Origin of the sequence: Varibaculum cambriense (assembly GCF_032557235.1) — a bacterium.
GTDB lineage: Bacteria > Actinomycetota > Actinomycetes > Actinomycetales > Actinomycetaceae > Varibaculum > Varibaculum cambriense_C.
Genome location: NZ_JAWGMB010000002.1, coordinates 32,218 through 46,992, shown reverse-complemented (window position 1 = coordinate 46,992; position 14,775 = coordinate 32,218). Strand labels below are relative to the sequence as shown.

Annotated in this window: 15 protein-coding genes; 14 read left to right on the top strand and 1 reads right to left on the bottom strand. The window is 53.1% G+C overall.

The genetic code is table 11. The annotated features are described in order from the left end of the window. Positions 1–46 precede the first annotated feature (46 nt). Positions 47–877, top strand: coding sequence for an undecaprenyl-diphosphate phosphatase (locus tag E6072_RS02000; protein ID WP_316693394.1), 831 nt, complete (start codon positions 47–49; stop codon positions 875–877). 13 nt (positions 878–890) lie between these two features. Further along, a complete protein-coding gene (locus tag E6072_RS01995) occupies positions 891–1,532 on the top strand; it encodes an HAD family phosphatase (RefSeq protein WP_316693393.1) in 642 nt (213 codons plus the stop codon). On the opposite strand, the gene E6072_RS01990 is transcribed toward E6072_RS01995, so the two are convergent. Beyond that, the gene (locus E6072_RS01990; RefSeq protein ID WP_316693392.1) at positions 1,524–2,390 is read right to left on the bottom strand and encodes a PD-(D/E)XK nuclease family protein; all 867 of its coding nucleotides are present in this window, start codon (positions 2,388–2,390) and stop codon (positions 1,524–1,526) included. The genes E6072_RS01995 and E6072_RS01990 overlap by 9 nt on opposite strands. A 63-nt stretch (positions 2,391–2,453) precedes the next feature. Here E6072_RS01990 and E6072_RS01985 point away from each other — a divergent pair, with 63 nt between their 5' ends. The 12 genes from E6072_RS01985 (at position 2,454) to E6072_RS01930 (ending at position 14,481) form a co-directional block, all read left to right on the top strand. Continuing rightward, positions 2,454–3,560, top strand: a complete 1,107-nt coding sequence (locus tag E6072_RS01985; protein WP_316693391.1) for a tRNA (adenine-N1)-methyltransferase — start codon at positions 2,454–2,456, stop codon at positions 3,558–3,560. Between the two features lie 78 nt (positions 3,561–3,638). Further along, positions 3,639–5,180: a proteasome ATPase gene (gene arc, locus E6072_RS01980; protein ID WP_316693390.1), complete on the top strand. Its 1,542-nt coding sequence runs from the start codon at positions 3,639–3,641 to the stop codon at positions 5,178–5,180. Positions 5,181–5,188: 8 nt separating this feature from the next. After that, entirely contained in the window at positions 5,189–6,790 is a 1,602-nt protein-coding gene (dop, locus tag E6072_RS01975) for a depupylase/deamidase Dop (RefSeq protein ID WP_316693388.1), read from the top strand. Between the two features lie 27 nt (positions 6,791–6,817). Beyond that, the gene (locus E6072_RS01970) at positions 6,818–7,000 is read left to right on the top strand and encodes a ubiquitin-like protein Pup (protein WP_316693386.1); all 183 of its coding nucleotides are present in this window, start codon (positions 6,818–6,820) and stop codon (positions 6,998–7,000) included. Between the two features lie 3 nt (positions 7,001–7,003). Further along, a complete protein-coding gene (gene pafA, locus E6072_RS01965; RefSeq protein WP_316693384.1) occupies positions 7,004–8,386 on the top strand; it encodes a Pup--protein ligase in 1,383 nt (460 codons plus the stop codon). 5 nt (positions 8,387–8,391) lie between these two features. Further along, positions 8,392–9,435, top strand: coding sequence for a hypothetical protein (locus tag E6072_RS01960; RefSeq protein WP_316693382.1), 1,044 nt, complete (start codon positions 8,392–8,394; stop codon positions 9,433–9,435). A gap of 122 nt (positions 9,436–9,557) precedes the next feature. Beyond that, positions 9,558–10,328, top strand: coding sequence for an imidazole glycerol phosphate synthase subunit HisF (gene hisF / locus E6072_RS01955; RefSeq protein WP_316693381.1), 771 nt, complete (start codon positions 9,558–9,560; stop codon positions 10,326–10,328). Further along, positions 10,325–10,702 (top strand): phosphoribosyl-AMP cyclohydrolase, encoded by a 378-nt coding sequence (gene hisI / locus E6072_RS01950; protein WP_316693379.1) that lies wholly within the window; start codon positions 10,325–10,327, stop codon positions 10,700–10,702. Before hisF ends, hisI begins: the two co-directional genes overlap by 4 nt. Before the next feature lie 53 nt (positions 10,703–10,755). Continuing rightward, entirely contained in the window at positions 10,756–11,598 is an 843-nt protein-coding gene (gene trpC, locus E6072_RS01945; RefSeq protein ID WP_316693377.1) for an indole-3-glycerol phosphate synthase TrpC, read from the top strand. 11 nt (positions 11,599–11,609) lie between these two features. Next, positions 11,610–12,482, top strand: coding sequence for a prolipoprotein diacylglyceryl transferase (gene lgt / locus E6072_RS01940; RefSeq protein WP_316693375.1), 873 nt, complete (start codon positions 11,610–11,612; stop codon positions 12,480–12,482). A 75-nt stretch (positions 12,483–12,557) separates the two neighbouring features. Beyond that, positions 12,558–13,982, top strand: a complete 1,425-nt coding sequence (pyk, locus tag E6072_RS01935) for a pyruvate kinase (RefSeq protein WP_316693374.1) — start codon at positions 12,558–12,560, stop codon at positions 13,980–13,982. A 292-nt stretch (positions 13,983–14,274) separates the two neighbouring features. Next, a complete protein-coding gene (locus E6072_RS01930) occupies positions 14,275–14,481 on the top strand; it encodes a hypothetical protein (RefSeq protein WP_022863918.1) in 207 nt (68 codons plus the stop codon). Positions 14,482–14,775 lie beyond the last annotated feature (294 nt).

The following is a 14,775-nucleotide window of genomic DNA, read 5'->3' as shown; positions in this document are numbered from 1 at the left end:
AAACGAAAGACGAGTAGTGGTCACTAAGACGATAGGCTTGGAGGTCGTGAACACCATTGAAGCCATCATTATGGGTCTTGTGCAGGGACTGACCGAGTTTTTACCGATTTCCTCCTCTGCCCATCTGCGGATTCTAGGAGCAATCTTTGGAGATGACCCCGGTGCCGCCTTTACTGCGATCACCCAGATAGGAACCGAAAGCGCCGTCCTCATCTACTTTTGGAAAGATATCTCGCGGATTGTGTGCAAATGGTTCCAAGCCTTTGCGCCCGCTCGTAGTGGCGTTTCCCAAAGCGACCCGGATGTGCGGATGGGGTGGATGATTATTGTAGGTTCTTTACCGATCGGAATCCTGGGTCTGCTCGGCCAGGATTGGATTGAAAAAGAATTCCGTAATATGTGGATCACCGTGGTGATGCTAATCGTCTTTGCCTTGTTCTTAGGGGCGGCAGACCGCTTTGGCAAGAAAGACAAAACCCTTGATCAGCTTTCCTGGGTACAAGCAATCATCTTTGGATTCGCGCAGGCTCTAGCACTGGTTCCCGGGGTTTCTCGTTCAGGCGGAACTATTACCGCCGGTCGGCTCATGGGTTTCACCAGGGTAGCTGCCGCTCGCTACTCCTTCCTGCTGGCAATGCCGGCAGTTTTTGCTTCCGGGTTTTACGAAGCCGCTAAATCGGTAGGTAATAATCCTGCCGGCTGGGGGCCAACAATCCTGGCAACCCTCGTGGCTTTCGCCGTAGGCTACGCGGTAATCGTGTGGTTTATGCGCCTGCTAGAAACCAAGACTTTCACGCCATTCGTGATCTATCGATTGCTCTTAGGGTCTGCGGTAGGAATCGCGCTGGCCGTAGGAGCCCTATCAGCTTTCGCTTAAGAAGGAGAAAAATATGGGAGCGGTTCTTTTCGATATGGACGGAACCTTAATTGATTCCGAACCGCTCTGGCAACGCACAGAAGCGAAAATAGTTGCCAGCTTCGGAAAAGTGTGGACTGAAGAGGACGGGGAGACTCTAACTGGAAACTCGCTTTTTGATAGTGCCTCCCTGATGATCAAGCTCAAGAATTTGCCACTGGCGCCAGAAAAAGCCGTGGAGATGATGGTAGCGAATATGCATGAGCTCTACGCCCTTGAAGGAGTTCCCTGGATACCGGGAGCGCGCGAACTGCTCAGCGAGTTGACCAGCAACCGGATCCCCACTGCTTTAGTCTCCGCTTCCTATGAAATCTTGGTGCGCGATGTTTGTACTAGCGCTCCAGAGGGATCCTTAGAGGTGATGGTGACCGGTTCGGAACCCAATATGCGGCAAAAACCCTCGGGTGATCCCTATCGCCTGGCGGCACGCAGATTAAACGTACCGATAGAAAATTGCCTGGTGGTAGAGGATTCTGCTCCTGGGCTAGCTGCTGGACAGGACGCGGGAGCACGGCTGGCGCTGGTCAGGAGCACGGAAGTACCTGGCATTCCAGCGGCAAGGTTTGACTCGGTGGGACATCTACATCTGAGTGATATCCGGGAACTTTTAGCTTAAAACCTGGTTTTCCTGAGCGCTGTCTTCTTGGGTGGAAAGTAACCGCTGCACGCCCTCATTAGATATTTCCGGGGCGATTCCTTCCATCAAGGGGCAGTAGGCGCGATAGTCACACCAATTGCACAGTGGGGAGCGACGCGGGGGAAAATGACCCGAACGAGCCTGGGCTAAGATTTGTTCCCAAACCGCGAATATTTCTTCGGTGGTGGCGTCAATATCCACGGGAGTGGGGGTATAGGTATAGACCTGGCGGTCTTTTAGAAACAGTAGCTGCAGGCGGGCGGGTAGCTGGCCTTGAGTCAAGTACCATAGCAGCGCATAAAAGCGAATTTGGAACTGGTAGGGGCCGATATAGCGTTCGGCGGGGGCTTTGCCAGTCTTGTAATCCACAATCCGTACCAATCCAGTGGGAGAAATATCTACCCGATCAATATAGCCATGCAGGTGTAGGCGGTTTTTATCGGTTACGCGTAGATATTTTTCCCGATGGGCAGGGGCGAGACGATCGGGGTTCTCCATTTGGAAATAGTTAGCGAGCAACTGGCGGGCGGTTTCTAAGAACTGGTTTTCGCCTCTGCTATCTTCCCCGAAAAGTTCGGCGAGCAAATCTGGTTTTTCGCTAAGTGTCTTTTCCCAGGCTTCCTCCATTTTCCGGCTGGCGGCGGCAAAAGTTCGTTCCTGAGCTGGAAGGTCAAATAAATTCTCTAGCGCTGCGTGTACCAAAGTTCCCCGCTGGCGTACTGGAGATTCTTTGGTGGGGATCTTATCTATCACTTGGAAACGGAACTGCAAGGGACAATTCCGGAAAGTGCCTATCCGGGAAGGGGAGAGGGCAGAGGTGCGCTTAGAAATACTCATAAGAGTATTGTAAGACGCTACCTGATACCGGGAAGCGGGCAAGATAAAGCTAGGATTAGGGAGATGACTCAGATTGAACCAGAAAAATCAGGCGGATGTGTCCCCCCAGATGTCCCCGGATGTTCGGCGCGTGCGCGCGGGGCGTTTAGACTCGGAGACCGGGTGCAGCTCCAGGGGGCTTCCGGGGATCTACATACGGTAACTATTACCGAAAACGGCTGGTTTAATACTGCGAAAGCTTCTTTCCCGCTTTCCGAGTTATTGGGCAGGGAAGAGGGCAGCCTGATTCGTTCCCGGGAGGGGCGAGAATTCTTGGCTTTTCGTCCCCGCCGCTTGGACTATACCCTATCCATGCCGCGGGGAGCGGCGATTATCTATCCCAAGGACGCGGCGCAAATCCTGCAATCTGCCGATATTTTTACGGGTGCCCGGGTTTTTGAATGTGGGGCAGGTTCGGGGGCGCTGACGGTTTCACTCCTGGAGATGATGGGAGAAGGTGGCCAGTTGGTCTCGGTGGAAGAACGCGAAGACTTCGCCGATATCGCCCAGGCGAATGTAGATTTATGGTTCGGACGCCCTCATCCGGCCTGGCAGCTGCAACGCGGACGCCTGGGGGAAATAGACCTGGATAGCATTTACGGTTCCCACTATTTTGATCGCGCGGTTATTGACCTGCTCGACCCCTGGAACTATCTAGACGATCTCTATAACCTGTTGGTTCCCGGCGGGGTGCTCTGTTGCTACGTAACGACCGTAACTCAAGTGTCTACGCTGGTAGAAGCGCTTCGAAGTGATGGACATTTTGGTTTTACCTGCAGCGAAGAAACTATCCAAAGACAGTGGCATACCGAGGGGTTAGCGCTGCGACCCGAACATCAGATGGTAGGACATACCGGGTTTTTGGTTACCTGCCGAGTGCTGGCAAGGGGGGCGCGGCGACCGAAAAAACTGGGAAATACCCCTAAAGCGGCCAAGATAAACGGCGGGCAGTGGAGCCCGGAAGATGATTGGGAGCAAGTGCGACTCGGGCAGCGCAATCCCGCGCAGAGAAAGACACGCCGGGTGCGCCGCGACGTAGTTAGGCGCGCCGAGTACTGGGCGCGAGGAAACGCTGCTGCTGAAAGCACGCCGCCGCCAGAGCCAGAAACCAGCCTGGGTACGCCCTCGTAAATGTTAGTAATCCTGGACATTTAGAGCAGGTGGCAGGCAAAACTAATAGGCTGAAAGAGGTGTACGGAAAGGAAACTGATGTCAGATCCTAGCGAAGAGCAGCTGCAAGCCCTTCAGAGGGAAGTGACCTCCTTGAAAGGGAAGAACAAGCGTCTGTCTGCAGCTTTGGGAGCCGCTCGCGAACAAGTGGTAGCGATTCATCAGCAGCTTGCCGATTTAGCTAAACCGCCGGCAACCGTGGCCGTAATCGCGGAAACTCCCCAAAGCCCCGGTAACGTGCGGCTGTTTTTAAATGGGAAACCGATGATGCTTCGGGTACATCCGGATATTAAACCTGAATATTTACAGGTCGGGATCGAAGTTTTAGTTAACGAAGAAATGGTGGTCTCGAAGATTCTGTCCTATCCCCGCACCGGAACTTTAGTGCAGGTAGGGGAAGTTATGCCCCATGGTCGCGTCCTGGTGCGGCTATCGAATACCGATAGTGAAATCGTGTCCCTAGCTGCCCCTCTTGTTGGAAAAATTGAGGTGGGGGACTCGCTGCTGCTGGAAGGTCGTAGTGGGATTGCAGTGCAGAAGGTGCAAAGAGGAGAGGTAGAACAGCTACTGGCTCCCCAAGTCCCCAATGTTTCTTATAAACAGATCGGGGGACTCAAAAAACAGATTGAAACTATCCGGGACGCGGTGGAACTGCCCTTTATTCACCCTGATCTTTATCGGCGCTACGGTCTTTCCGCACCGAAAGGGATACTGTTATACGGCCCGCCCGGATGTGGGAAAACGCTGATAGCCAAGGCGGTTGCTACTTCTTTAGGGGCTAATGCCCACGGGAAATCCTCCTATTTCTTGTCGATAAAAGGACCGGAATTACTTTCGAAATTCGTGGGAGAAACCGAACGGCAAATCCGGGCTATTTTTTCTAGGGCGCGACAACTAGCCAGCAGCGAGCACCCGGTAGTGATTTTCTTTGACGAAATGGAAGCACTTTTCCGTACCCGAGGATCCGGAATCTCTTCCGATGTGGAAACGATGATCGTCCCCCAGCTACTCGCTGAGATCGATGGGGTAGAAGCGCTTTCAAATGTGATCGTGATTGGGGCTTCTAACCGCGAAGACATGATAGACCCAGCGGTGCTGCGGCCGGGACGGCTAGATGTGCGGGTACGTATTGAGCGGCCTAATTTGGAACAGGCCGGACAGATCTTTGATATCCACCTGGGAAAAAATGTACCGGTAGAATCAGAGGAAGGAACTTCCCCGGCAGATGGCAAGACGAGGCTGCGCGAAAAACTGGTGACGCTACTGGCGGAAGAATCAGATCGCACTCAGATTTATGAAGTTGCCTATGAGAACGGGGAAAAAGAAATAGTCTATGCCCATTCGTTGCTTTCAGGGGCGATGATTGCCTCGATTGTAGAGCGGGCGAAAAAAGCGGCGATTAAAGACTCACTACAGGATTCGGCGAACATAAATGGACTTAGTTGGAGACACGTAGAAGTAGCCGCGGTGGAAGAAATTCGCGAAACTGCAGCTCTGGGGGCTTCTGCCGATCCGGGAGAGTGGGCGCGTACCCTGGGAGTTAGGGGCGCGCGAATTGTCGATGTGCGTAGCCTGCAATAGGAGGAACCGTGGCTCAAAGCGCTATTAGTCGACCGTTGGGAACTGAAACCGAGTTCGGGATTATCCAGGTAGGAAACGCCTACGCTAACCCGGTGGCGCTGTCTACCCAAGTAGTGACGGCTTACCGGGATCACTCGCGCCCGTCAGCAGCGGTTACCTGGGATTATGAGGGTGAAAACCCCTTGCAGGATATGCGCGGGTTTTCGCTTAATCCCCGCCAGGCGGATCCCTCGCAGCTAACCAATAATCCCGAGCAGCTGGCACCTGCCGGCCCGGGAGTACAGGCGGTTGCCCGCCCCAGTGCTCAAGAAGCCGCAATGCCTAAGCCAAGTGCCTGTGTACTGACTAATGGCGCGCGCCTGTACGTGGATCATGCTCACCCGGAATATTCCTCTCCGGAAACTCTGGATCCCAAACAAGGGGCACTCTATGATGCGGCAGGAGATCTGATTGCTCGCCGTGCCATGGAGCTGGCAGCAGAAAATGGCAACCAGATTGAGCTTTACAAGAACAATGTGGATGGTAAAGGCGCGGCCTATGGCAGTCATGAGAACTATTTACTGCGGCGTGACCTAGATTTTTACGGTCTTGCCCAAACCCTGATTCCCTTCCTGGTAACCCGGCCAATTATTTGCGGAGCCGGACGCGTAGGTATCGGACAGCGCTCCGAAAAAGCTGGTTTCCAAATTTCGCAACGCGCGGACTATGTAGAAAACGATATCGGACTGGAAACTACCTTTAACCGGCCGATAATTAATACCCGCGACGAACCACATGCGGATGCTAGCCGGTGGCGGCGCCTCCACGTTATTGGTGGGGATGCAAACCGTTTCCAATACTCTACTTACCTGCGTCTAGGCTCTACTGCTGCTTTGCTGTGGCTCCTAGAAAACCCCGATTGTCCCCAGGTAAAACAGCTGGAAGAGCTGCGGATTACTTCCGATCCGGTAGAAGAAACCTGGGCGGTATCGCATGATCTTTCGCTAACTCACCGCGTAGAAACGGTATCGGGACCGCTGACTGCCCTCCAGATTCAAAACGCAATCCGAGCTGCCATTGCCGAGGCCTTAGAAGAGCGCGGCGGGGCAGACCAGGCTAGCGCGGAGCTGCTTAAAGACTGGCAACAAGTGCTAGATTCTTTGGCCACAGATCGCGAGCTGGCCGCCCGTCGAGTGGAATGGGTAGGGAAATATCAACTTTTAGCACGAATGCGGCAGCGTCTAGGCTCCGATTGGAACCACCCCAAAATTCAGGCGTTAGATTTACAATGGGCGGCGCTGCGGCCAGGAATATTCGAAAATCTTTGTGCTGCCGGAATGGTAGAGCAACTGTTTTCACCGGAAGAAGTATCGCAAGCGGTTTCTCGGCCTCCTCGTGGGGGCAGATCCTGGGTGCGGGGGATGGCGGTAGCGAAACTGCCGGAAGTTAAGAAAGGATCCTGGCAGTCGCTGCTCTTAGATTTAGGCGGGGAGCAGCTATTACGCTTCAGTTTGGGGGATCCGGATTGCGCTGCCTCGCCAGCTGAAGCGCGCGCCCTCGAAAATGGGGATGCCGCCGGGTTTGCCCGCGCCCTGAGCGCTAAAAAGGAAAAACCGACAGAAAAATTTTAGGCTTGTCTTTATTAGGAGGAAACAACAGTGGTACAAGAACAAATAAACGCGCCCGGCGGGAAAAATACTAGTCTTGACGAAGGGATAGAAACCGCACAGGCACAAATCAATGCTCCCGCGATTGATGCCCTCTTAGAGCAGATAGACACGGTAATGGAAACCGATGCGCAAGCCTTTGTTGAAGGTTTCGTACAAAAAGGTGGGGAATAGTCCTTGCGGAGGATTTTCGGGATCGAAACCGAGTACGGGATTACTTGTGCCGCTACCGAAGGAAAGCCGCCCCTGGATGCAGAACAGGCCGCTCGCCGTCTCTTTATGCCGGTAGTCAACCGTCATCGCTCTTCTAATGTGTTTTTAGGTAACGGGGGACGGCTCTACCTGGATGTAGGGTCGCATCCCGAATACGCGACTGCCGAATGTGACTATTTAGCGGATTTATTGGCTCAAGACGTTGCTGGGCAAGAAATTTTTTCCGATCTAGTAACCACCACTAATCAACAACTACCTGCTGACGGTATCAACGGACAGATTCACCTGCTAAAGAATAATCGCGACTCCCAGGGGAATTCGTGCGGCTGTCACGAAAACTATCTTTTGCATCGCTCCGCGGATTTTATGGGTATGGCTGACGCGCTGATTACCTTCTTCATTACCCGGCAAATCTTGGTGGGAGCGGGGATGGTAGATGAAGAGGGCGGCTATCATTTTTCTCAACGTGCCGACAAAATGTATGACCCGATTTCGGCGGCTACTACCCGGGCGCGTCCCATTATTAATACTCGGGATGAGCCGCTGGCAGACTCTAGTCAGTATCGCCGTATGCACGTAATCGTAGGGGATTCCAATATTTGTGAAGCCACTACCGCTCTAAAAGTGGGGATGACCATTGCTCTGCTAGATGCGATTGACTGTTCTTTAAGCGTGAGCGACTTGGCGATAACTGACCCTATGAGCGCGATCCGCGAAATCAACGCCGATCTAACCGGGCGGGCGCCATTAAAGCTAAAAACGGGCGGTCACCTAGATGCGGTAGAAATCCAAAAACGCATCTACCAGCGGGTGATGAACACTCTAAGCGATGCGGGGGAGCTAGAAGCTACTCGGGAGCGGGTAACAGTCGGCGATTTTGATCCCCTAGAACTGTGGGGGAGGACCCTCAAGTGTTTCGAGAACGAAAATTTCCAGGCGGTGGAAAGCGAAATAGATTGGGTGATTAAGCAGAATCTTCTAGAACAAAGCGCCCAGCGGCATCAAGTTTCTATGAATTCTCCCCTAATAGCGCGCCTAGATTTGGCATATCACGACATCACTTCCGCGGGTCTAGCTCCGGCACTGAGACAGGCCGGGCTGATGCGTCAACTGCTAACCTCAGAACAAATCGAGGCCGCAAAAACCTATCCGCCCCGCACTACCCGGGCAAATATGCGGGGCAGGATATTGCGGGAAGCCGAGCAGCTGCGCAGAGATGTTTCGGTAGACTGGATACACGTGCGCATCGATGAATCGAAAATGCCGACGGTGATGCTGGGGGATCCTTTTGCTTATGAGGGAGAAATCCTAGATAAACTACTGGCAGAGTTGCGAGAGAGGTCGTGAACTAGATGGACGCTAACGCGGGAAGTCACGGCGATGATACGAAGAATGCTGTCCCCATTTCAACTCCTGAGCCGCAAACCGTTTCCGGAGAAAACCAGGAAGGCATATCTAGCGATTTAAAGCGACGCTTTCCTCCGCGAAAGGCAGCAGTTCCGGCGAAGAAAAAGCCTTCCGTCTGGCGTATTTTGCGCTGGTGGCTGGCCGCAGCTGCCGTGCTCGCGGTGGCCGCTACGGTAGTTTTAGGGTTTTATCTGTGGCAAGCCGGTCGCGGACAAGAAATGAATGGGTTATCTACCCAGGTGAAAGTCAGCGGCCAGTTGGGAGAACAGCCAGTAGTCGAATTTCAAGGGCGAATGCCTATTACGTTGCCTAACTCGCGGGTAGCTATACGCGGTTTCGGGCCGCAGATACGGGAAAATCAAGACGTACGGGTGATGGTGAGTGTTTACGAGGGCGATACCGGGAAACTGGTTTCCCAGGGAGGAAAGCCACAGATTTTCGTGGGCAAAGCTAACGCCTCTACGTTGCCCAGTGGGTTGCTTACCGAAGTTATCGGCAGGAACGAGGGGTCGCGCCTGATCGTGCACCGCCCGGCTACTGCCAGTGACGGGAAAACTTCCATGGAAGTAGACGTTATCGATGTGCTACCTACTGCGGTTTATCAGTCGCAGTTGCAGATTCCGGAGGCGGCGGGGGTCAATTTTTCTTTCCCGCAGGGATTACCGCATTTCGAGTCGGCATCGAATACTCAACCCCAAGAGGCTGCTACTTTCGTCTTGGTGCCTGGCAAAGGCGAACAACTAGACCCGCGTAAGAAGATCCTGGCGCAATATGGAGTCTGGGAACTAGACTCTGGTAAGAAACGTGCCTACACCTGGGGGAATGTAGGTCCGCAACAGATAGTGGGCGAAAGTACTTTCCAGTCCTTATCCCAACAGTTAACTGCTCTGCGTGCCAACTCGCGCATCTTGGCGATTATCCCCGCTGATCAAGCCACTGGAGATAGCGCCTTAGCAGTAGTTATGGACGTTTTGGCCTGCGCAAAATAAGGTAGCGGCTATTTCGAAGCTAGCGGTAGCTCTGGCGAATCCAGTCCATCTAACGGCAGCGGCGCTCCCCATTCTCATTAGTTTTTTACACTGAGGGTAGAGAACCTATTGAGGAGGGCAAAATGGCAGTAGCGATTAGGGTGATTCCGTGCCTAGACGTTGATCAAGGGCGCGTGGTTAAAGGGGTTAACTTCCAACACCTAAAAGATGCGGGAGATCCCGTGGAACTGGCGGAACGCTACAGCCAGGAAGGTGCAGATGAAATCACTTTCCTGGATGTGTCAGCCTCTAAAGAGGGGCGCGCCACTATGGTGCAAACCGTGCAGCGCTGCGCCGAGCAAGTATTTGTACCGCTGACCGTAGGCGGGGGAGTACGTTCGGTTACGGACGTAGAACAACTACTGGGAGCAGGCGCAGATAAGGTGGGAGTAAATACTGCTGCTATCGCTAACCCAGAACTAATCGATCAGATAGCTCAGCGTTTCGGTAATCAAGTCTTGGTAATCTCGGTTGATGCCCGTCGTTGCCCTGACGGGGTGGAAACTGCCAGTGGATTTGAGCTTACTACCCATGGGGGAACCCGTTCTACCGGCATCGATGCCTTGCAGTGGTGTAGCGAAGTCACCGCCCGCGGTGCCGGAGAGATTCTGCTCAATTCGATGGATGCTGACGGAGTGAAAACTGGCTTTGATCTGGAAATGTTAACGCAGGTGCGCTCGCGGGTATCCGTTCCTTTGATTGCCTCTGGGGGTGCGGGCAAGGTTGAGCATTTTGTCGAGGCAGTGCGAGCCGGAGCAGATGCGGTGTTAGCAGCCAGCGTTTTCCATTTCGGAGAGGTCGCGATTTCGGCGGTGAAAGCAGGGCTCAAGGAAGCGGGGTTTGAGGTTCGGTGAGTACACAAGCTTTAGATTCGCAGGTTGCTAGCCGTTTGAAACGAGACGGGGCGGGACTGGTATGTGCGGTTATCCAAGATTGGAAAAGTGGACAAGTGCTAATGGTCGGATATATGGATGACGAGGCCTTGCGGCGCACGCTAACTACGGGGAGGGTCACTTTCTGGTCGCGTTCTCGACGCGAGTATTGGCGCAAAGGTGATACCTCTGGGCACGCACAATATGTGAAGCAAGTTCAGATTGATTGTGACGGGGATGCCCTGTTGGTACAGGTGGATCAGGTAGGGGCTGCCTGTCACACCGGCAAGCGTAGCTGCTTTGAAAGCGGTGGTGAACTGCCAGTCCGCGTCGGGCATCGCCCTGCCAACAACTAGAATTATTACTGAAGGTGACAAAATCATAATATAGTTTTGGAGGTGATACTCAGATGAATGCTCTCGAACGGTTACTGGCTGGCGTGCGGCAAGAAGCGGCGCGACGGGAATCTGAGGTAAGCCTGGAAGAAATCAAACGGATCGCTGCCCGGCGTCCTCGTCCTCAAGATGGAGTCCGTGCCTTACGCAGCGAGGGCGCGGTTTCGGTAATCGCGGAAATAAAACGCGCCACCCCCGGTAAGGGTTTTTTGCGAGAAGTCCCCGATGTGGCGGCGCTGGCTAAATCTTATGAGGCGGGGGGAGCTTCCGTAATTTCGGTTTCTACCGAAAAAAACTTTTTTTGTGGCTCCATCGAAGACCTGCGACAGGTGCGGGCAGCAGTAGAGGTGCCGGTACTCTATAAAGATTTCGTGATCACCCCCTATCAGGTTCATGAAGCTCGAGCATTAGGCGCTGACCTAATTTTAATCTTGCAAACTTCGGCAGAACCAATGGTAGTCACCTCTTTGGTAGAGCGGGCGCACTCGCTCGGTTTGACTGCGATTGTGGAAGTACATTCGCGGCTAGAAGCCTTTCGGGCGCTGGAAGCGGGTGCCAGGGTAATCGGGGTAAATGCCCAAGATTTGCGCACCCTCGATTTCAATATGGATACTTTTGCCCAAATCGTTGACGTTATTCCCGAGCAGGTGGTGGCGGTGGCCGAATCCGGGGTGGCCGGTCCGCATGATGTGTTTAACTATGCTCAACAGGGAGCGGATGCGGTACTGATTGGTTCGGCTTTGGTACAGTCAAATAATCCGCAGTCTTTAGTGGCTGAAATGGTGGCAGCGGGAGCACATCCAGCTTTGGCAACTTCCCGCAAGTGCCGGATCAGCCGCGATAAGCACCACGACTAGAAAGATAAGGGATGAACCCGTTTTTTATTCCCTCTCCCTCGCAAGGTGTCTGGTATTTAGGGCCGTTTCCCCTGCGTGCCTATGCTTTAGCGATTCTTACCGGTATTTTCTTGGCTTGCCTGTGGGCTTCACGGCGTTATAAAGCCCGGGGAGGTGACCCGGAGCTAATCGTGGATTTGGCTATTTGGGTAGTTCCCATCGGCATTATTGGAGCCCGGATCTATCATGTGTTTAGTAAGTGGCAAGACTATTTCGGTCCCACGGGCAATCCTAAAGAAATCCCGCTGATCTGGCATGGCGGACTGGCCATCTGGGGAGGGGTAATTGCTGGCACCATCACTGCCTGTCTGGTATTGCGGCATCGGCAGTTAAAAATTGCTCCGGTAGCCGATGCGATTGCGCCTACGATCTTGGTAGGGCAAATCTTTGGTCGTTTAGGAAACTACTTTAATCAAGAGCTTTTTGGTAGGCCGACTACTTTGCCGTGGGGGCTGCAAATTGACCTGCAACATCGCCCGCTAGGCTTTGAACAATATGCGACTTTCCATCCCACGTTTCTCTACGAAATGTTGTGGAACCTAGCAGCAATCGGGGTGCTGCTGTGGATAGAGCGACGTTTTCGTCCGCGGGGCGGCATGATGATGGGATTCTATCTGTGTGCCTATAGCCTGGGGCGTTTCTGGGTAGAGAACCTGCGGATGGATCAGGCAAATCAGTTCCTCGGTCTACGAATAAATGCTTGGACTTGTCTGCTGATGTTCATCTTGGGGGTAGCCTTGGCAGTTTGGTGTTATCGCCAGAACTTGCCCCGCCAGCAGGAAGATAATCCGCAACCGGATGGGGAAATATCTCCTGAGGACAGCGATAAAACAACTTCTGTTTAGTTATGTTGGATTGAGCGGGATCCAACTATCCCTCGACTAAGTGGAAAGAACTGAAGAACTCGTTAGGATAGAGGTATGCGCAGAGCGAAAATTGTATGTACGTTAGGGCCGGCAACAAATTCCCCGTCCCAAATTGAAAAACTCGCCGAGGCTGGGATGAACGTGGCGCGGATTAACCGCTCACACGGCAGCCAAGAAGAAGCTGAGGTTACGATTGGTAATATTCGGCGGGTGGCACTGCAAACTGGCAAAGCTATTGCGGTGTTGGTGGATTTGCAAGGCCCCAAGATTCGTTTGGAGACTTTCGCTGCTGGCCCGCAGACTTTAGAAAAGGGCGACACTTTCACGATTACTACTCGCGATGTTCCCGGGGATAAAGAAATCGTGGGGACTACCTTCAAAGGTTTGCCGGGGGATTGCACTACCGGAGATGCCCTCTTGATTGATGACGGAAACGTGCAGGTGCGGGTAAAGGAAGTTACCGCTACCGATGTAGTTACCGAGGTGGAAGTCCCCGGGGTGGTGTCCGACCATAAGGGACTTAACTTGCCGGGGGTAGCAGTTTCTGTACCGGCACTTTCAGAAAAGGATGAGGACGATCTACGTTGGGCGCTGCAGCAAGGAGCCGATATCATTGCGCTGTCGTTTGTACGCAGCGCTGATGATTTTGCTGATGTGAAGCGGATTATGGACGAAGAGGAAGTCCACGTCCCAGTTATCGCCAAGATTGAAAAACCGCAGGCAGTCGAACGCATAGTGGAAATTGTGCAGGCTTTTGACGGCATCATGGTGGCGCGCGGTGACCTGGGGGTAGAAATGCCGCTAGAAGCGGTTCCCTTGGTGCAAAAGCGAGCGATCGAGCTGGCCAGAAGGTACGCTAAGCCGGTCATCGTGGCTACTCAGGTCTTTGACTCTATGATTCACAACCCGCGTCCCACCCGCGCTGAAGCATCTGACTGTGCTAACGCGATCTTGGATGGCGCCGATGCAGTAATGCTATCTGGGGAAACCTCGGTGGGGGCATACCCAATTGACGCGGTGCGCCTGATGGCATCGGTTATTACTAATGTGGAGGAAAACGGGGGAGACCGGATATCTCCTCTCACTACCTATGATCATGACCGCGCTGGAGTGCTTTCAATCGCGGCTGCTAGAGCAGCAGAAATGCTGGATCTGAAATTTATGATCGCATTCACGCAGGGAGGTGCGACCGCGCGCACCATGTCCCGTTTGCGTTCCCCCATCCCCATGGTGGCGTTTACTCCCTTAGAGTCCACGCGTAATCAGCTGGCGGTTTCGTGGGGAATTCGTACTTACCGGGTTCCCTATGTAACTCACACTGATGACATGATTTGGCAAGTTGATCAGGTGCTACAAGCACAGGGATTAGCTAAGCGGGGGGATCAAGTAATTATCCTCGCCGGTATGCCTCCGGGGGTGACGGGTTCTACTAACTCGATGCGGATTCATACGGTAGGGTTAGAAACCGACTATCGTTAGTGCTTTACCGCTCATTGCCTAGGACGGGAAAGTGTTTTTGCGCTGTCTCCAGCTATCCTGCCTGGGATTGCGCAGTACATTGACGATCCCGGGTTGACAATATCTGGATGGTTAAATATAGTTGAACGCTTGTTGAAGTTTTCGGGATTTCTCGGAAATTTGGTTGACTGCCTGCCACCTTTATGGTGTGCTGAAGTTGGCCATAACAGGCAGGGTTCTTTTGGAACCCCGGGGTTACCGGTACGAACCATGTGCCAACCCCGTGAGATGAAGAAGTGAATGGAGTATCAAAATGGAAAAATTCAATATTGTTGAGGCCGGCACTGGCCGTCAAGCAAACAATTTGCTGATTAACACGATTTCGGATGCGATCAGCCCCTGGTTTGCGGACGTTAGCCAAGATCGCCGGGTACGGGAAGCAATCGCGGCTCTCGCAGATGAAACGTTGCGCGCTCGTGCTGCCCAGTATCTGGGTCTACAGCTACGCCCGGCTGCCTAAGGACAGGGCTGGCTAAATAAGGTCAGTATCCAGGTCGCCTGATTTTTTCGAACAGCAGGTTTCCTGCAAGGTGTTTATGCTTGTAGGAAACCTGCTTTTACTTTTAACTGAATCTATGGGCTAATGCCTGATTCTATTTCTTTTTAGGGTTTTTCTGTTTTCTAGTTTCCAGCACCAAGGAACTGCGGCTTACTGCTCACGTCTCATGGTGAATACCTGCTGGTTTCGCCTAGAGAGTGTTTGCTAAAATGAGCCAGTAACTGTTTACGCAAAACTATGATGAGTTTTCTTAAT